Raw genomic sequence first — 17,151 nt, forward strand, 5'->3', positions numbered from 1 at the left:
GCGCACCATCGAAACAACCCTGAGGAGAACAATGACCGACACACTCAATTCGGCGGCCACCGCATCCGAGATCGTCGCCCACCTCACCCTCGAACAGAAGGCCTCGCTGTTGAGCGGCGCCGACTTCTGGACGACCAAGGACGTGCCCGGAGCACCCTCGATCATGCTCACCGACGGCCCCCACGGCGTGCGCAAGCAGCGCGCCGGCTCGGACCACCTCGGCATCGGCGACAGTGTTCCGGCAACCTGCTTCCCGCCGGCCGTTGCGCTCGGCTCCACCTGGGATGCGGCACTGCTGGAGCGGGTCGGCGTCGCCCTCGGTGAGGAGTCCCTCGCCGAGCAGGTGGGGGTGCTGCTCGGACCGGGCATCAACATCAAGCGATCGCCGCTGTGCGGGCGCAACTTCGAGTACCTCTCCGAAGACCCGCTCATCTCCGGCGTGCTCGGCTCGGCCCTCGTGCGCGGCCTGCAGTCGACCGGCGTCGGCGCATCGCTCAAGCACTTCGCCGCGAACAACCAGGAGGCCGACCGCATGCGGGTCTCGGCAGACATCGACCCGCGACCGCTGCGCGAGATCTACCTGCGCGGTTTCCAGCGCGTGGTGACGCACGAGCAACCCTGGACGGTCATGTGCTCCTACAACCGCATCAACGGCGTCTACTCGTCGGAGAACCCGTGGCTGCTGAACACGGTGCTGCGCGATGAGTGGGGCTTCGAGGGTCTCGTGGTCTCGGACTGGGGCGCCGTCAACGACCGCATCGCGGCTCTCGTCGCGGGCCTCGACCTGGAGATGCCCTCGTCGAACGGGGTGACGGATGCTGAGATCGTCGCGGCGGTCAGGGACGGACGCCTCGAAGAGTCGGTCGTCGACACGGCGGCGACGCGGGTCGTTGCGCTCGTGCGCTCGGCGGTGGCGGCAGCGGATGCCGACGCCGCGTACGACGCCGAGGCCCACCACGCGCTCGCGCGGGAGGCGGCCGCCGCATCCGTCGTGCTGCTGAAGAACGAGGGTCCTCTGCTGCCCCTGGCCGGCGACGAGCGCATCGCGGTCGTCGGCGAGCTCGCCCGCACGCCGCGGTACCAGGGCGCGGGCTCGTCGCTGATCAACCCGACCCGGCTCGACAACGCGCTCGACGCCATCCGCGAGCTCGCCGGCACGGTCGACTTCGCGGCGGGCTACGGGAGCGACGGCTCGGGTTCCGACGAGCTGACCGCGGCGGCCGTGAGCGCGGCGCGCGATGCCGCGGTTGTGCTGCTCTTCCTGGGCGTTCCCGCCGAGCAGGAGTCGGAGGGCTTCGATCGCGACGACATCGAACTGCCTGCCGAGCAGCTGGCTCTTCTCGAGGGCGTGATCGCGGCGAACCCGAACACGGTCGTCGTGCTCTCCAACGGCGGTGTCGTGCGCCTGTCGGGGTTCGCCGACCGGGTGCCGGCGATCGTCGAGGGCTGGCTGCTCGGTCAGGCCGGCGGCAGTGCGGTCGCCGACGTGCTCTTCGGTCGTGTCAATCCATCGGGCCGGCTCGCCGAGACCATTCCCGTGCGCCTGCAGGACTCGCCCGCCTACCTCGATTTCCCGGGCGAGCACGGGCACGTGCGCTACGGGGAGGGCCTCTTCGTCGGCTACCGCTGGTACGACGCCCGGGATGCGGGAGTCTCCTATCCCTTCGGCCACGGCCTCTCGTACACGAGCTTCGCCTACTCCGATGCGACGGCCACCGCATCCGAAGAGGGCATTCGCGTGCGCGTGAGCGTGACCAACACGGGTGAGCGTGACGGCGCCGAGGTCGTGCAGGTCTACACCTCGCTGCCGTCGTCGGCCGTCGTGCGCGCCCCGCGCGAGCTGAAAGGCTTCGCGAAGGTCGCCCTCGCCGCCGGCGAGACGGCCGACGTCGAGGTGGTCATCGACCGCGACGACCTCGCCTACTGGGACACCCGGGTCGAGCGCTGGCTCGTCGAGGGTGGCACGTACGTCATCGAGGTCGGGGCATCCAGCCGCGACATCCGCTCGACGGCGTCGGTCGAGGTGCAGGGCGACACGGCGAGCGTGCCGCTCACGATGGAGTCCTCCGTCGGCGAGATCCTCGCGCATCCGGTGGCCGGCCCCGTCGTTCTGCAGGCGCTCGCCGGGGGAGAGGGAGCAGCCGCAGGGCTCATCGCGGACCCGTCGATGTTCAAGATGATGGCCTCGTTCCCCATCGGCCGGTTGCTCGCGTTCCCGCTTCCGGGCGGAGGCATCAGCCGCGAGCAGGTCCAGCAGCTCCTCGCCGCGTCGAACGGCTGATTCGGTCGATCTGCAGGACGAACGGCACGGTGAGCCAGATATGGGTTCGCCGTGCCGCTGATCCTGCATTCGGGCGTCTGCACCTTTGCCGGCCCGATCGCGCAGCGGCATCCGCGCCGCCGTTCCTAGGCTGCTGACGGATGCCGGCGCGGCATCCGAACGGAGGCGACGATGTCATTCAACGGTGTGGGCGACTTCTGGCTCCAGCCAGGTGCCAGCACGCGGATCGCACTGGCACGCGGCAACCTCGTGCCCGACGAGGAGTGGGGCGGCGAGGACTTCGGCGCCCAGTGGATAATGGCCGATCCACAGCACAACGGGCGCGGCTCGCATGAGGGCCGGCTGATGGTGAGCGAGCACACCAAGGAGCGCAAGGCCATCCGCCGGCATCCGGACTCGCCGAATCCGGTGGTGTACATCGTCACAGTCACCAACATCGGCGGCGAGGGCTGCAGCTTCTCGATCCAGGGAGGCGGAAATGTCTGAGCGCGACGAGACCCGGATGCTCTGGGTCGTCACGGATGCGGGCGGCGGCATCGTCGCGGCGAGCCGGGTGCACGAGGGCTCGGCAGACGACGGAGGGGCGGTGCACGTGCGACTGCTGCCGCATGCCGATCAACGCGCGGCCTTGGTGGAGGTTCCCGAGGCTCTCGCGGCAGTGCAGGGCGAGGAGTTCTGGCGGGTGCTGTCGGCCCATACGCTCGACCGGCGCGAGAACCGCCTCATCCGTCCATCGGGAAGCTGAGTCGCCTCCCGCCGGGAAACGCAGGATGAGCGGCACGGCGGGGCTGTGAGGGGCGCGCCGTGCCGCTGGTCCTGCGTTTTCGGGGGAGTCTGCCGCATCCATCACCGGACGGGAAACGGAACGAGCCGCGAGACCCGCGTGACGGATGGTCTCGTCGACGCCTCGCACGTTGCGCCACGTCGAGCGCCCTTGCGCCACATGTTCTGGCGCAACGGCCGAGAAGGTGGCGCAACGCCGCAACGGGCCAGCGGCCGAGCGAGCGCTCGCTACGCCTGCCGGCCCGAACGCCGCAGACGGATGCGACGCGAGGGGTGCGTCTCGTCGAGCTCGACGAGGCCGCCCTCGGCCTTCACGAAGTCGGTGAACGACGAGAAGCCCAGGGCGCGCTCCTGAAAGCTCGGGTCCATGCGCTGCATCTGGTTCTTCACCACACCGCTGGACTGCCACTCCTCGTCGTTCTTCGCCTCGCCGAGTTCGAGGGCGCGGACGAGCAGCTTGCGCGCCGTGCGCTCGGCCGACTTCTGGGAGGGCTTGTTCTGCACCGGGCCCTGAGCGGCGGCCCGAGGCGCGGTGCTCGGCTGCACGAACGCGGGCTGCAGGCCGGACTCGAGCACGATCGGCGACTCCGGCTGCTCGGGCTCCTCATCGGTGGCAGCCGCGTCGGCCTCGTCGAGCGCGCTGTCAGCGCCGTCGGCGGCATCGGGCTCGTCGTCATCGGCGGCCTCGGTGCTGAAGCTCGGAAGGGCGTCGTAGTCGGCGAACTCGTTGCAGGCGGCGGTGAGGGCCTTGCTCGTGGCGCCCGCCACGCCGATGCCGATCACGTATCGCCCGAGCACCTTCGCGCGCTGGGCGAGCGCGATGTAGTCCGAGTCGCCGGCGACGATCACGACGTGCGTGAGATCGGGCAGGCGGAACAGGTCTTCGATCACGTCGACGGCCAGCCGGATGTCGGCGCCGTTCTTCATCGCGGCCGTCGTGGGAAAGAGCTGCACGAGGTCGACAGCGCGCTCGATGAGCTGCATCCGGTAGCCCGCGTTCACCGGAACGGACCAGTCGGCGTACGCCCGGCACACGGCGATGTCGCCGAACGACGAGGCGTAGTCGAGTACGGCGCCGAGGTCGACGGTGGCCGCGGCGAGCTTGGCGGGAACGCCTTCGACGGCGGCGACTCCGGTCGCGGTGGCGGATGCCGGACGCGACGCGTTGCGCGCGCGGTCCTTGCTGAACGATCCGCGACCGTGGATCTGGTCATAGCGCGAGATGACGATGTTGTCGAAGTCGATGTAGACCGCGACGCGCGGTTCCGCGGTTCCGTTCATCAGGGCGTGCCTCCCGCTCGCTCGCCTCAAGTCTAGGGCGGCGCCGCCCCGCCGCCTCTCCCCGGCCTGCCACCCCACCTCCCGATTCGCGTTGCGCCACTTCCACGGGCGTTGCGCCCGTTGTTCTGGCGCAACGGCGGAACACGTGGCGCAAGAGCGCTGCGGGGTGGGGCGGGGCGCGGCGCGGCGGCGGGGCGGGACCGGGACCGGCCGGGCGGCGCTCAGGTGCGCAGCACCACGTTGCGCGGCGGCTTGCCGCGCAGCATCCGCTCGATCTGGTCGCGCAGCAGGCGCGCCATGCGCGGCATCATGGCCGTCGTCGCGCCGCCCACGTGCGGGCTGATCAGCACGCCCGGCGCGGTGAAGAGCGGATGCCCGTCGGGCAGCGGCTCGGGATCTGTCACGTCGAGCGCCGCGCGCAGTCGACCGCTCTGCAGCTCGGCGAGCAGAGCAGGCGTGTCGAGCACCGCGCCCCGGGCGATGTTGACGACCAGTGCCCCGTCGGGCAGTGCGGCGAGGAAGGCGGCATCCACCAGGCCGGTGGTCTGCTCCGAGAGCGGTACGGCGATCACGACGATCTCCGCCTCGGGCAGCAGCCGCGGCAGCTCGTCGATGCCGTGCACGTGGCCGCGATCATCGTCGCGGGCGTGGCGTGCGACGCGGGTCAGGAGCACCTCGAACGGAGCCAGCCGATCGGCGATGGCCCGGCCCACCCCGCCGACTCCCACGAGCAGCACCGACCGGTCGGCGAGGCTCGGGCGCCGGCTCGGCTGCCACTGCCCGCGATCGGCGGCGCGCACGAAATCGGGGATGCCGCGCTGGGCGGCCAGTATCAGGCCGACGGTCAGCTCCGCCGTCGAGGCCTCGTGCACGGATGCGGCGTTCGCATAGACGACGCCGGCGGGCAGGGCGTCCTCCACGCCGTCGTAGCCGATCGACTGGCTCTGCACGAGCCGCGTCTGCACCGAGGCGAGGGCGCCGAGCCGGCCGAGCGCGTCCATGTAGGGCGGCACCACGATGTCGAAGCGGTCGCGGGGAGCCGGAGCGTTCAGGTCCCACTCGATGAACTCGACGTCGGGCAGCGGGCCCATGGCCTCGACGGCGTCGCGAAGCGTTCGGCCGGGAACGCTGACGAGAAGATCACTCATCCCCTCAGCGTAGGCCGCGCCCCATTCCGGGCCACGTGCCACTTCTTGCGGGTTTTCGCGCGCCCGAAGCCACTGCGCCCGAAGCCACTGCGCCCGAAACCACCAGAGTGGCGCGTCGGCGGGATGCGGGGCGCGCGCCCAGCATCACCGCCCGCGGTTGCGGTGCCGCACCGGGCGCGGCGCCCGACCGCCCAGGAACGAGGCGCCGGCGTCGACGAGGAAGCCCTGGCGCAGTGCCTGCCTGCCCACGAGCATCCGGAAGCCCATCTCGTCGCGGTTGCTGAGCGAGACCTCCGCCTCGAGCGTGCGTCCGAGCAGCACGATCTCCAGTAGTACGACGAGCCGGTCGTCGACGTGCCCCGAAGAGCTGCGCACCGAGCGGCGATCGTGCACGGGTCGCTCGACCGTGACGGTGTCGTCATCCGATTCCTGCCACGGGCGCACGCGGAAGCGCACCCAGTCGGCACCGTCCCGTTCGAACTCCTCCAGATCGAACGCGTGCAGCGACGACGTGGCCGCGCCGGTGTCGAGCTTGGCCTTGATCCAAGGCACGGCGAGCTGCGGCAGGCTCACCCACTCGCGCCACCCTGCGGGGGTGTTTAGATGGGTAGGTTCTGCCACGCCATCATCATCTCAGGGGCTTCCGTTGAAACTTGCGATCCTCTCGCGCGCCCCGCAGGCGTATTCCACTCAGCGACTGCGTGCAGCCGCACTTCAGCGCGGTCACCAGGTCAAGGTGCTCGACACCCTGCGCTTCGCGATCGACCTCGCCGGAGCCGAGCCCGACCTGCAGTACCGCGGTCGCCCGCTCTCGGACTACGACGCCATCCTGCCTCGCATCGGCAACTCGATCACCTACTTCGGCACGGCCGTCGTGCGCCAATTCGAGCAGATGGATGTCTACACGCCGAACACCGCGAACGGCATCACGAACTCGCGCGACAAGCTGCGGGCCAACCAGATCCTCTCGCGGCACAACATCGGGATGCCGGCAACGGCCTTCGTGCGCAACCGGGCCGACATGCGCCCCGCGATCGCGAGCGTGGGCGGTGCTCCCGTCGTCATCAAGCTGCTCGAGGGCACGCAGGGCATCGGCGTGATCCTCGCCCCCGAGGTGAAGGTCGCCGAGGCGATCATCGAGACGCTGCACTCCACCAAGCAGAACGTGCTGATCCAGCGGTTCGTCGCCGAGAGCAAGGGCCGCGACATCCGGGCCCTCGTGGTGGGCGATCGGGTGGTCGCCGCGATGCGACGCACGGCCAGCGGCGACGAGTTCCGCTCCAACGTGCACCGCGGCGGATCGGTCGAGGCCGTCGAGCTCGAGCCGGAGTACGAGCAGGCTGCGGTGCGCTCGGCGCAGATCATGGGCCTGCGTGTTGCCGGAGTCGACATGCTCGAGGGCTCGGATGGCCCGCTCGTCATGGAGGTCAACTCGTCGCCGGGCCTGCAGGGCATCGAGAGTGCCACCAACCTCGACGTCGCCGGCGCCATCATCGACTTCATCGACAACCAGGTCGGCTTCCCCGAGATCGACGTGCGTCAGCGGCTCACGGTCTCGACGGGCTACGGCGTCGCCGAGCTCGTCGTGCGTGGCGGGGCCGACATCGTGGGCAAGCGCATCAGCGATTCGGGGCTGGGTGAGCGCGATATCACCGTGCTCACCCTGCACCGAGGCGCGTCCGTCATCCCGAATCCCCGCGGATCCGTCGAGCTCGAGGCCGAGGACCGCCTGCTCTGCTTCGGGCGCCTCGAAGAGATGCGCCTCATGATCCCCGAGCGTCGCAAGCGCCGCGCGAAGGTGCGCAAGCTTCCGAAGGAGCCCATCCCCGACGCGGTCTGAGGGCGACCGACTTGCCACTTTCTGTGGGTTTCCGAGCCACCGAAGCCGCAAAGAGTGGCAAGTCGGCGATGCTGCGGCGTGTGCGACCGCGCCGATACAGTGAGGCGATGAGCGGGGAGCAATCTCGGGGCGCCGTCACGGGCGCGGTCCCCGGCGGCGTCGACATCGCGGCACTGAGGGTGATCGACGGGCACAACGACTGGGCCTGGGAGGCGCGAGCGCGACGCGGCTACTCGGTCGAGGGTCTCGATGTTGATCTCTCGCCGGCATTCGACACCGACATTCCCAGGCTGCGGGCCGGCCAGGTCGGCGGACAGTTCTGGTCGGTCTACACGTCTGACGAGCAACCCGAGGCCGAATCGGTCGTCGGCACGCTGCAGCAGATCGACTGGGTGCATCGTCTGGTCGCGCGTTACCCCGACGTCTTCACGTTGGCCCGAACCGCCGCGGATGTCGACGCGGCCATGGTTACGGGTCGCATCGCGAGCCTGCTCGGAGCCGAGGGGGCCCACAGCATCGCGGACTCTCCCGCTGTGCTTCGCATGTTCGCCCAGCTGGGTGTGCGATACCTGACCTTGACGCACGTCCACAACACCGCCTGGGCAGACTCGGCCACCGACAGCGTGCGCCACGGCGGCCTGTCGGAGAGGGGCAGGGACTACGTTCGCGAGCTCAATCGGTTGGGCATGCTCGTCGACCTCTCCCATGTCTCGCCGGCCACGATGCACGCCGCGCTCGACGTGAGCGATTCGCCGGTCATCTTCAGCCACAGTTCCTGCGCCGCTCTGGCGCGGCATCCTCGCAACGTGCCGGATGACGTGCTCGCGCGACTGTCGACGAACGGCGGCGTGCAGATGATCACCTTCGTTCCCCAGTTCCTCACGGATGACTTCGCCGCCTGGTTCGAGAGCGACCGCAGCGAGCCTGCTCCTCCTGTGCGAGTGTCCGACCTGGCCGACCATGTCGAACACGGCCGCGACGTTGCCGGCTGGCGGCACATCGGGTTGGGCGGAGACTACGACGGCACTGATGACTTTCCCGTGGGAATGGAAGGAGTCGACGGCTATCCGCTCCTGTTCGAGGAACTCGTCGAACGCGGCTGGTCGCAGACCGAGCTGGCCGCACTCGCCAGCGAGAACGTGCTGCGCGTGCTGCGTGCGACGGATGACCGGTTCACGAACCCCCGAACGTCCGTAGCGCTCGAGCTCTGACGAGAGCACCCGCAATCTCCCTGACTCCCCTTCAGGGTGGCGAAACACCCGTGAAACGTGAACGCGTCTATGGTGAGGAAAACTACGGCGTGCACTGAATGCCGGCGTGACCGCAGGCCCAGCGATGAACGGGGATCGACGCACATGAAGCACACACAGCGCACTGGGGCGGCGCTCGCCGCCATGGGGATGGCCGTGGCCCTTGCGGTGACGGGATGCTCGGCGGGTGGGGGAGGCGGCTCCACCGCCGCCTCGAAGGCCCTCGTCGTCGACCAGTCCTTCGACCTCAAGACCGCCGACCCGGCACGGGCCTTCGAACTCACGGGGTCCATCGTCGACCGGGCGCTCTACGAGACGCTGCTCGGTTTCGACGGTTCCGACGTGACGAAGCCCGTGCCGCAGATCGCCACGTACGAGGAGAACGCCGACAACACGGTGCTCACCCTCACTCTCAATGGCACGCACACCTTCTCCGACGGAACGCCCGTCACGGTCGACGACATCGTCTTCTCGCTCAACCGCGTGCAGGGCATCAAGGGCAATCCGTCGTTCCTGCTCGACGGCGTCACTGTGGCCAAGGTCGACGACAAGACCCTCACCCTCACGACAGCCACCCCCAACCCCGCGCTTCCGTTCATCCTCCCCAACCCCTCTCTCGGCATCCTGAACTCCAAGCTCGTCAAGAAGAACGGCGGCGCCGAAGACGATTCCGACTCGGCCGAGGCGTTCCTCAACAAGACCTCCGCCGGATCGGGGCCGTACGAGATCGAGTCCTATGGCGTGACAACGAAGGTGGTCTTCAAGCTCAACCCGCACTACGCCGGAGACACGCCGGCCTACAGCAGGGTCGTGCTGGAAAACGTCGCCGGTCCGACGCAGAAGATCAACGTGCAGGCCGGCACCGCGCAGGTCGCACTCGGCCTGAACGCCGACCAGATCGAGGGGCTCGACGACTCGAAAACGACCACGATCAAGGGCACATCGCCCGACGTGATCTACACCTGGTTCAATCAGGACGCCGCTGTGGGCGCCGGAGTCACCAACAACAAAGACTTCCTGACCGCCGTGCGCAAGGGCATCGACTACAAGAAGATCCAGGAGATCGCGGGCGCGGGCTCGACCCAGCCGGGCGGAATGGTGCCGTCGCAGTTCCTCGGTGCGCTCGAGTCCGACCCCGCGAACGTCTTCGACGCGGATGCCGCGAAGGCGGCGCTGGCGGCATCCGGCTACAGCGGTCAAGAGGTCACCTTCGCCTATCCCAACGACATCACCGTCAACGGCCTGCAGATGCAGACCCTCGCCGAGGCGATCCAATCGCAGTTGAAGAGCGTCGGCATCACGCTCACGCTCGCGCCCTCGCCCATCGCCACCTTCCTCGACGCCTACCGTGCCGGCACGTTGCAGTCGGGGATCATGTACTGGGGCCCCGATTTTCCGGACCCCTCGGACTACCTTGTCTTCAACCCCGGTCAGTCGCTGGGCCTCCGCGCCGGCTGGGCCGAAGGCACCGACGCCGCTGTCACCCAGGCGGCGGATGCGGCCTCGGCGGCCGTCGGCGATGATCGCGCCGCCGCCTACCAGGCGTGGCAGACCGCTGCGAACGCGACCGGGCCGTTCGTTCCGGTGCTGCAGCCCGGCCAGTTCGTCGTGACCGCGAAGTCGGTGAAAACCCTGGACCTCAACCCCGTGTGGACTGTTGACCTCGCTGCAATCAAGTAGCACCGACACCGAGCGTGCTCTGACGCCGCCCGAGGACCGGCGGCGTCAGCATCCGTTGCTGCGCTATATCGCCCTGCGTTCGGGCGTCAGTCTGCTGCTGATCATCGGGGTGAGCATCGTCACCTTCGTGCTGACCAATCTGGTGCCCTCCGACCCCGCGCAGGCTGCCCTCGGTGAGCGGGCCGCAGCGGATCCGGAGGTGGTCGCAGCCTTCCGCAAGGCGCAGGGTCTCGACCAGCCCGTCGTCGCCCAGTACTTCATCTATCTCGGTCATCTGCTGCAGGGCAACCTGGGCACCTCGACCCAGACGCACAACCCGGTCTCCCAAGACCTCGCGGTCGCGTTTCCCGCGACGGCCGAGCTGGCGCTGTTCGTCATCTTCTTCTCGATCATCATCGGTCTCGGGTTGGGCCTCATCGCCGCGCTTCGCCACAACAGGATCTCCGACCAGGTCATCCGGGTCGTGAGCCTCGCGGGTATCTCCATCCCGACGTTCTGGCTCGCCCTCGTGATCTACTTCGTGTTCTTCTACCAACTTCACTGGGCGCCCGGCAGCGGACGCCTCGACCCGGCCGCGACGGCGCCTCCTACGGTCACGGGGATGTACACCGTGGATGCCCTGTTGGCAGGGGACGGGGCGACGTTCGCGGACGCGTTCTCGCACCTGATCTTGCCGGGTGTTGTGCTCACGCTCTACACGGTCGGCCTGCTTGTACGCTTCGCACGCTCCGCCGTGCTCGATGTTCTCGGCATGGACTACATCCGCGCAGCTCGAGCCAAGGGGCTCGGCTCCGCACGGGTTGTCTTCGGCTACACGCTGCGAGGAGCGCTTCTGCCCATCCTCACCATCGTCGGTCTGGCCTTCGGCTCGCTGCTCTCCGGCACGGTCCTGACGGAACAGGTCTTCGGATGGGGCGGCATCGGACAGTACGCCTACAAGGCGGCGACCACGCTCGACCTGCCCGCCGTCATGGGGGTCGGCCTCGTCGTCGGAGTCGTCTACATCGTCACGAACTTCGTCATCGACGTCATCTACGGCCTCATCGACCCGAGAGTGAGGCTGCAGTGACCGATATCCTCGACGTCGCTGTCAAGCGCCGCACCCTTCTGCGCTCGTCGGTCTGGCGGCGACCGTTCACGATCGTGGGTGGCACGGTCGTCGCGCTGTGGGTCGTCATTGCCATCTTCGCCCCGCTCATCGCCCCCTACGATCCGCTCGCGCAGGACTTTCCGCGCTTGGCGGCACCGAACCTGCAGCACTGGTTCGGAACGGATGCCGTCGGCCGCGACGTGCTCTCGCGCACGCTGTACGGCGCGCGGGTCTCGCTGCCCCTGGCTCTCATCCTCGTGACGGGCTCTCTCGTCATCGGTTCCGTGCTCGGCGCCCTGGCTGGGTACCTGGGGCGGGCCCTCGACGAGATCATCATGCGCATCTCCGACCTCGTCTTCGCCTTTCCGACGATCATCCTGGCCATGATCGTCGCGGCATCCCTGGGGCCCAGCCTCGCCAATGCCGTCGTCGCACTGCTCGTCGTATCGTGGCCGAGCTACGCCCGCGTCATGCGCTCGATGGTGCTCGGCGAACGCGGACGGGAGTACGTGATCGCAGGGCGCCTGCTCGGCGCGGGGTCGCTGCGATCGCTCGGCCGCGATGTGCTTCCGAACGTCGCGGCGCCGGTGCTCGTGCTGGCCACGCTCGACTTCGGCAACGCGATCCTGCTGCTCTCGGGTCTGTCGTTTTTGGGACTGGGGGCAACACCGCCGACCGCGGAGTGGGGATCGATGGTCTCGGACGGCGTGCAGAACTTCAGTGCATGGTGGATAGCGGCCTTCCCGGGCCTCGCCATCTTCACAGTGGTCATGGCGTTCAACTTCCTCGGCGACGCCATGCGCGACGCCCTGGATCCGCGCTCCGCCGGCACAGTGCAGGGGGTGTCGGTATGAAGGGCCTCGAGATCCGGAACCTCGCACTGGAGCTCGGACCTGTCACGCAACCCAAGCGGATCCTGCGCGGTATCGACCTCGACGTGCCCGCGGGCTCGATCACGGGGCTTGCCGGGGAGTCGGGGTCGGGAAAGACCCTGACCGGCCTGTCCGTCTGCGGTCTCCAGCCGGCGGGGTCGAGGGTCACGGGCACCATCTCGTTCTCGGGAAGCCGTCGGCAGGTCGATGACCTGCTGGAGCTGTCGCCGCGCGCGATGAATCGTCTGCGCGGCCGAGAGATCGCGATGATCTTCCAGGACCCGACGGCGAGCCTGCATCCGATGATCTCGATCGGGTCGCAGCTCACCGACCACGTGCGGCACCATCTCGACCTGTCCCGGGCTGCCGCTCGAGCTCGCGCCATCGAACTGCTCGAGCGTGTCCGGGTGCCCGAGCCGGATGCGGCACTGGGCAAGTACCCGCACCAGTTCTCGGGCGGGCAGTTGCAGCGAATTGCGATCGCGATCGCCTTGGCCTGCGACCCCGACGTGCTCATCGCCGACGAGCCGACCACCGCACTGGATGTCACGGTCCAAGCCGGCATCCTCGCGTTGCTGCGCGAGCTCTGCGACACGCTCGATCTCGCCATCCTGCTCGTCACGCACGACCTCGGGGTGATGTCGGCGCTCGCCGACACGATCGCGGTCATGCGCGAAGGAATGATCGTCGAGCACGGCACGCGCTACCAGGTCATCCGTGAACCGGCCAGCGACTACACGCGGGCACTCATCGACGCCTTGCCGAACACCGATCCAACCGTGCGGCACGGACCGATCGAATCGGTCGCGGTTAATGTGGCGGCGGATGAGGCGGCGGATGTGGAGGGGGCTTCATGAGCGGTCATCTCGTTATCGACGATGTGAGCGTGCGGTACAAGCGCCGCGGGCGCGGCGATCTGACCGCCGTCGACGGCGTCTCCCTCGCGTTGGACCCGGGCGAGGTGGTCGGGCTCGTGGGGGAGTCCGGCTGTGGCAAGTCCACTCTCGCCCGAGCGATCTGCGGGCTGGAGCCACTCGCGTCGGGCTCGATCGCATTCGACGGCGAGCCGATCGGACGGCTGGGCCTGCGCCGTCGGCCGGCTCACCTGCGCCGCATCCAGATGGTCTTCCAGAACCCCTATGCGTCACTGAATCCGCGCCGCCGGGTCGGTGCGCAGATCGCCGACGGTTTCGCCGTGGCCGGTGCAGCGCGCTCGACCGTCGGTCAGTTGCTTGCCGATGTCGGCCTCGAGGCATCCGCTGCCCGGTTGTATCCACATCAGTTCTCGGGCGGTCAACGACAGCGCATCGCGATCGCGCGTGCGATCGCCGCGGCGCCGCAGGTGCTCATCGGAGACGAGCCGATCGCCTCCCTGGATGCCTCGTTGCAAGCGCGGGTCGCCACGCTGATGCGCGATGTGGCGTTGAAGAACGGCGCATCGCTGCTCTTCATCAGCCACGACCTGTCGGTCGTGCGCGTGATCGCCGATCGGGTCGCCGTCATGCAGTCCGGCCGTATTGTCGAGGAAGGCGCCATCGAGCAGGTCTGGAACAGCCCGGCCACCAACTACACCGCCCGACTGCTCGCGTCGATCCCGGTCGTCGATGGGCTGGGCCGTCTTCCGCTCGCCTGACGCGCTCGGCGGCCAGTCGGATCAGCGGGCGGCGGGTCGGTAGGGGCGGAAGAAGTCCCGCAGCTCTCGGGCATACAGCTCCGGCTCTTCGAACGCAGCGAAGTGGCCGCCGCGCTCGGGCTCTGAGAGGTGCACGAGGTTCGTCGTGCGTTCGAGCCATGCCCGCGGCGGCCGCAGGATGTCGCCCGGGAACAGAGCGAATCCGGAGGGCACCTCGACCCGGCGGGAGAGCTGTGCAGGCGGAATCGCTGCGTTCGCGCTGTACATGCGCATCGACGAGCCGATCGTGCCCGTGAGCCAGTAGAGGGTGATATCGGTGAGGAGCTCGTCGGGCGTGAACGCCTGCGTCACGTCGTCGCCGTCGCTCCACGACGACAGCTTCTCCACGATCCAGGCGGCCAGGCCGACCGGTGAGTCGGTCAGGCCGAACGCCACCGTCTGCGGCTTGGTGCGATGCATCGCCGCGTAGGCGCCCTCCGACGCGCCCCAAGCAGCGGCGTCGGCGACCCATGCCCGTTCCTGCGCCGTGAGATCGGTCGGCAGGGCGCTCGGCACGGGCACGCCGGCATCCGTGCGGTGCACCGCCACGACGCGATCCGGGTGGTCCAGGGCGAGGTAGCGGCTGACGTGGCTGCCGATGTCGCCTCCCGCGGCGCCGAAGTGCTCATAGCCCAGCACTCGCATGAGCTCGGCCCACAGGCCCGCGACGGCGATCGAGTCCAGCGGCGCACCCGCGGGACGGTCGGAGTACCCGAATCCGGGCATGTCGGGCACGACGACATCGAAGGCGTCGGCAGGGTCGGCGCCATGCGCCCCGGGATCGGTCAGCAGCGGGATGACCTTCGAGTAGCGCCAGAAGGAATCCGGCCAGCCGTGACTGAGCACCAGCGGAAGAACCGGACCGACGGGGGCGACGGCCCGAGCGTGCACGAAGTGGATCCCCACGCCGCGGAGCGCGACGCGGAAACGGGGCAGCCGGGCTAGCGCCGTTTCCTGGCTTCCCCAGTCGAATCCGTCGGCCCAATACCCGGCGAGCTCCCGCAGGAAGCCGAGGTCGGTGCCGAGCGACCAGCCGGCGTCGGCCGGCTCGTCGGGCCAGCGGGTCGCCCTCAGCCTGGTGCGCAGGTCGGTCAGGCTCTCGGTGCTCGCGCGGGAGGTGAACGGTTCGGGGCCGGAAGGCGCATCCGTCATGTCAGCAGCCTAGGACCGGGGGTGCTGCGAGGGCTGGTACCGCACAGGCTCGAACCGTGCCGGGATGCCGCGCTCGCCGAATTAACGGGCGGCGCGATCTGACCGACCAGGGGTTGGTCGCTCAGGCGCGGCCGGGCTCGCCGGTGGAACGCTGGGGTGCGCGCTCGGGCAGCTTCGGCAGCGCGATCGGAGAGGTCATGGCGATCTGGTCGGAGAAGTGCTCCGGATCCGCGCTGTGCGCGACGCCGTCGCCCGCCGCGATGGCGTCGCTGGAACCGGCCCACGCGATGCCGACTCCCCAGCGCGACTGGGGGCTACGGGCCAGGCGCAGGCCGCGCGCGGCGACGAGCCAGCCGAGGCCGACCGCGAGCGCGGCGGCGCCCGAAAGAGCCGCCACCCCGAGCGCCCAGCGTGGGCCGAACGCATCCGCCACCCAGCCGACGATCGGCGCGCCGATGAGCGTGCCGCCCATGAGGATGGCGGTGTAGAGCGACATCACGCGACCCCGCACGCCGGCGGGCGTCGTCGTCTGCACGTACCCATTGGCCGTCGTGAGCAGGGTCACCGAGCTGAACCCGATGAGGATCGTGGATGCGGCGAAGGCCCCGTAGTTCGGCATGAGCGACGCGATGAGGGCGGCCAGCCCGAAGCATCCGGCGCCGATGAGCACCACCCGGAGCCGAGCGCGTTCCCGCCGCGCCGAGAGCAGCGCCCCGGTGAGGGAGCCGATCGCGAGGATCGATGAGACCACCCCGTACTGCCCGGCGCCCTGGCCGAACATGACCGCCATCGTCGAGGAGAAGATGGGGAAGTTCATGCCGAACGCGCCGATGAGGAAGACGATGACGAGCACCGTCACCAGGTCGCTGCGGCCACCGACGTAACGGAAGCCCTGCACGAGCGGATTACCCGTTCGCACGGGCCGGGGTCGGTGGGCGAGTTCCTCGGTGCGCAGCATGAGCAGCGCGACGATCATGGCGATGAACGTGAGCGCGTTGATGAGGAAGACCCATCCCGAGCCGACGAGCACGATGAGCCCGCCCGCTGCAGCCGGTCCGATGAGGCGAGCGGTGTTGAAGGATGCCGCGTTCAGGGCGACCGCGTTGGAGGCGTTCGCCCCCGAGACGACGTCGGAGACGAAGGTCTGGCGAGCGGGTGCGTCGAAGGCGTTGGCGACGCCGAGGGCGAGCGCGAAGGCGTAGACGTGCCAGAGCTGGGCGTGGCCGCCGAGAAGCAGTAGCCCGAGGCCGACGGCGAGCAGCAGCAGAACGCTCTGCGTCACCATCAGCAGCCTGCGGCGATCGAAGCGGTCGATGACGGCGCCGGTGAGGGGAACGAGCAGCAGCTGCGGCCCGAACTGCAGGGCCAAGGTGGTTCCGACGGCGGTCGCGTTGTTGTGGCTGAGCTCGGTCAGCACGACCCAGTCCTGGGTGGTCGACTGCATCCAGCCGCCGATGTTCGAGATGAGGGCTCCGATGAACCAGAGCCGGTAGTTGTGGATGCGCAGGCTGCGGAACATCACTGGGTCGCGAGCCTCCCCATGAGTTCAGCCGCGCGCGCGAGCACGTCGCGTTCGTCGGGCGTGAGGGCGCGCATCCGCTCAGTCAGCCAGGCGTCGCGTTGCGAGACCGTCTTCTTCACGACCTCCTGGCCCGATGGGGTGAGGCTGATGTTGGTCTTGCGGCGGTCCTCGCCGTCTTCGGCGCGAGCGAGGAAGCCCGCCTCTTCGAGGCAGTTCACCGTGCGGTTCATCGAGGGGGCGCTCACCCGCTCGCGCTCGGCGAGGGCCGACAGCGTGAGCGATGGCTGCTTCGAGAGCGTCATGAGCACCGTCATCTGGCCATCGGTGATGCTGTCATCGGATTTCTGCGCTCGCATGCGCCGCGCAAGTCGGAAGGTCGCCAGGCGCACCTGCGATGCCTGCTGCGCGAGAGTGGTCATGTTACTTAGCTTAGCTCATTAGCCTTGCTAAACAACCTGAGGAGGCCGACTGCAGAGCAGTCAAGGGGTGGTGGCCGCAGCGGCTGAGTCCTAGTCTCCGTTCATGACAGGCAGACACGAGGCTCCCGCCGACGGATGCCCGGGCGGCCGTGGCTTCACGG

16 protein-coding genes are annotated in these 17,151 nt (G+C 68.9%); 10 read left to right on the top strand and 6 right to left on the bottom strand.

Annotated elements, in window-relative coordinates:
• Nucleotides 1-31 precede the first annotated feature (31 nt).
• The 3 genes from WDJ51_RS11260 (at nt 32) to WDJ51_RS11270 (ending at nt 3,026) form a co-directional block, all read left to right on the top strand.
• A complete protein-coding gene (locus tag WDJ51_RS11260; protein WP_337852555.1) occupies nt 32-2,281 on the top strand; it encodes a glycoside hydrolase family 3 C-terminal domain-containing protein in 2,250 nt (749 codons plus the stop codon).
• A 171-nt stretch (nt 2,282-2,452) separates the two neighbouring features.
• Nucleotides 2,453-2,767 (top strand): hypothetical protein, encoded by a 315-nt coding sequence (locus WDJ51_RS11265; RefSeq protein WP_337852556.1) that lies wholly within the window; start codon nt 2,453-2,455, stop codon nt 2,765-2,767.
• Nucleotides 2,760-3,026 carry a hypothetical protein gene (locus WDJ51_RS11270; protein WP_337852557.1) on the top strand — a complete coding sequence of 89 codons (267 nt, stop codon included), beginning with the start codon at nt 2,760-2,762 and terminating at the stop codon, nt 3,024-3,026. The genes WDJ51_RS11265 and WDJ51_RS11270 overlap by 8 nt, the downstream gene beginning before the upstream one ends.
• A 266-nt stretch (nt 3,027-3,292) precedes the next feature.
• On the opposite strand, the gene WDJ51_RS11275 is transcribed toward WDJ51_RS11270, so the two are convergent.
• The 3 genes from WDJ51_RS11275 to WDJ51_RS11285 all read right to left on the bottom strand — a co-directional run bounded on the left by WDJ51_RS11275 (nt 3,293) and on the right by WDJ51_RS11285 (nt 6,114).
• The gene (locus WDJ51_RS11275) at nt 3,293-4,345 is read right to left on the bottom strand and encodes an NYN domain-containing protein (protein WP_337852558.1); all 1,053 of its coding nucleotides are present in this window, start codon (nt 4,343-4,345) and stop codon (nt 3,293-3,295) included.
• A 221-nt stretch (nt 4,346-4,566) separates the two neighbouring features.
• On the bottom strand, nt 4,567-5,493 hold the full coding sequence (locus WDJ51_RS11280; protein ID WP_337852559.1) for a 2-hydroxyacid dehydrogenase: 927 nt from the start codon (nt 5,491-5,493) through the stop codon (nt 4,567-4,569).
• Nucleotides 5,494-5,637: 144 nt separating this feature from the next.
• Nucleotides 5,638-6,114: an ATP-dependent zinc protease family protein gene (locus tag WDJ51_RS11285; RefSeq protein WP_337852560.1), complete on the bottom strand. Its 477-nt coding sequence runs from the start codon at nt 6,112-6,114 to the stop codon at nt 5,638-5,640.
• Nucleotides 6,115-6,139: 25 nt separating this feature from the next.
• On the opposite strand from WDJ51_RS11285, the gene WDJ51_RS11290 reads away from it, so the two are divergent.
• From WDJ51_RS11290 to WDJ51_RS11320, 7 genes are all read left to right on the top strand, one after another.
• Nucleotides 6,140-7,333, top strand: coding sequence for a RimK family alpha-L-glutamate ligase (locus WDJ51_RS11290; protein WP_337852561.1), 1,194 nt, complete (start codon nt 6,140-6,142; stop codon nt 7,331-7,333).
• Nucleotides 7,334-7,440: 107 nt separating this feature from the next.
• Nucleotides 7,441-8,544 carry a dipeptidase gene (locus tag WDJ51_RS11295; protein ID WP_337852562.1) on the top strand — a complete coding sequence of 368 codons (1,104 nt, stop codon included), beginning with the start codon at nt 7,441-7,443 and terminating at the stop codon, nt 8,542-8,544.
• A gap of 144 nt (nt 8,545-8,688) precedes the next feature.
• Nucleotides 8,689-10,263, top strand: coding sequence for an ABC transporter substrate-binding protein (locus WDJ51_RS11300; RefSeq protein ID WP_337852563.1), 1,575 nt, complete (start codon nt 8,689-8,691; stop codon nt 10,261-10,263).
• Nucleotides 10,241-11,332, top strand: coding sequence for an ABC transporter permease (locus WDJ51_RS11305; protein ID WP_337852564.1), 1,092 nt, complete (start codon nt 10,241-10,243; stop codon nt 11,330-11,332). The genes WDJ51_RS11300 and WDJ51_RS11305 overlap by 23 nt, the downstream gene beginning before the upstream one ends.
• Complete coding sequence (locus WDJ51_RS11310; protein ID WP_337852565.1) at nt 11,329-12,207, top strand: ABC transporter permease; 879 nt, start codon at nt 11,329-11,331, stop codon at nt 12,205-12,207. Before WDJ51_RS11305 ends, WDJ51_RS11310 begins: the two co-directional genes overlap by 4 nt.
• Nucleotides 12,204-13,082, top strand: coding sequence for an ABC transporter ATP-binding protein (locus tag WDJ51_RS11315; RefSeq protein ID WP_337852566.1), 879 nt, complete (start codon nt 12,204-12,206; stop codon nt 13,080-13,082). The genes WDJ51_RS11310 and WDJ51_RS11315 overlap by 4 nt, the downstream gene beginning before the upstream one ends.
• Nucleotides 13,079-13,858, top strand: a complete 780-nt coding sequence (locus WDJ51_RS11320) for an ABC transporter ATP-binding protein (protein ID WP_337852567.1) — start codon at nt 13,079-13,081, stop codon at nt 13,856-13,858. Before WDJ51_RS11315 ends, WDJ51_RS11320 begins: the two co-directional genes overlap by 4 nt.
• 21 nt (nt 13,859-13,879) lie before the next feature.
• On the opposite strand, the gene WDJ51_RS11325 is transcribed toward WDJ51_RS11320, so the two are convergent.
• The 3 genes from WDJ51_RS11325 to WDJ51_RS11335 form a co-directional block, all read right to left on the bottom strand.
• Nucleotides 13,880-15,049, bottom strand: a complete 1,170-nt coding sequence (locus WDJ51_RS11325; RefSeq protein ID WP_337852568.1) for an epoxide hydrolase family protein — start codon at nt 15,047-15,049, stop codon at nt 13,880-13,882.
• 121 nt (nt 15,050-15,170) lie between these two features.
• Nucleotides 15,171-16,568 carry an MFS transporter gene (locus WDJ51_RS11330; RefSeq protein WP_337852880.1) on the bottom strand — a complete coding sequence of 466 codons (1,398 nt, stop codon included), beginning with the start codon at nt 16,566-16,568 and terminating at the stop codon, nt 15,171-15,173.
• Entirely contained in the window at nt 16,568-16,990 is a 423-nt protein-coding gene (locus WDJ51_RS11335) for a MarR family winged helix-turn-helix transcriptional regulator (RefSeq protein WP_337852569.1), read from the bottom strand. The genes WDJ51_RS11330 and WDJ51_RS11335 overlap by 1 nt, the downstream gene beginning before the upstream one ends.
• Between the last annotated feature and the right edge of the window lie 161 nt (nt 16,991-17,151).

The organism is Rathayibacter sp. YIM 133350, from assembly GCF_037404875.1.
Taxonomy (GTDB): Bacteria; Actinomycetota; Actinomycetes; order Actinomycetales; family Microbacteriaceae; genus Orlajensenia.

Excerpts from the sequence above, each read along its gene's own strand:
- WDJ51_RS11280 (WP_337852559.1), bottom strand. The coding sequence starts at position 5,493 with ATGAGTGATCTTCTCGTCAGCGTTCCCGGCCGAACGCTTCGCGACGCC.
- WDJ51_RS11315 (WP_337852566.1), top strand. The coding sequence starts at position 12,204 with ATGAAGGGCCTCGAGATCCGGAACCTCGCACTGGAGCTCGGACCTGTC.
- WDJ51_RS11275 (WP_337852558.1), bottom strand. The coding sequence starts at position 4,345 with ATGAACGGAACCGCGGAACCGCGCGTCGCGGTCTACATCGACTTCGAC.
- WDJ51_RS11320 (WP_337852567.1), top strand. The coding sequence starts at position 13,079 with ATGAGCGGTCATCTCGTTATCGACGATGTGAGCGTGCGGTACAAGCGC.
- WDJ51_RS11325 (WP_337852568.1), bottom strand. The coding sequence starts at position 15,049 with ATGACGGATGCGCCTTCCGGCCCCGAACCGTTCACCTCCCGCGCGAGC.
- WDJ51_RS11270 (WP_337852557.1), top strand. The coding sequence starts at position 2,760 with ATGTCTGAGCGCGACGAGACCCGGATGCTCTGGGTCGTCACGGATGCG.
- WDJ51_RS11295 (WP_337852562.1), top strand. The coding sequence starts at position 7,441 with ATGAGCGGGGAGCAATCTCGGGGCGCCGTCACGGGCGCGGTCCCCGGC.
- WDJ51_RS11265 (WP_337852556.1), top strand. The coding sequence starts at position 2,453 with ATGTCATTCAACGGTGTGGGCGACTTCTGGCTCCAGCCAGGTGCCAGC.
- WDJ51_RS11260 (WP_337852555.1), top strand. The coding sequence starts at position 32 with ATGACCGACACACTCAATTCGGCGGCCACCGCATCCGAGATCGTCGCC.
- WDJ51_RS11330 (WP_337852880.1), bottom strand. The coding sequence starts at position 16,568 with ATGTTCCGCAGCCTGCGCATCCACAACTACCGGCTCTGGTTCATCGGA.
- WDJ51_RS11300 (WP_337852563.1), top strand. The coding sequence starts at position 8,689 with ATGAAGCACACACAGCGCACTGGGGCGGCGCTCGCCGCCATGGGGATG.
- WDJ51_RS11335 (WP_337852569.1), bottom strand. The coding sequence starts at position 16,990 with ATGACCACTCTCGCGCAGCAGGCATCGCAGGTGCGCCTGGCGACCTTC.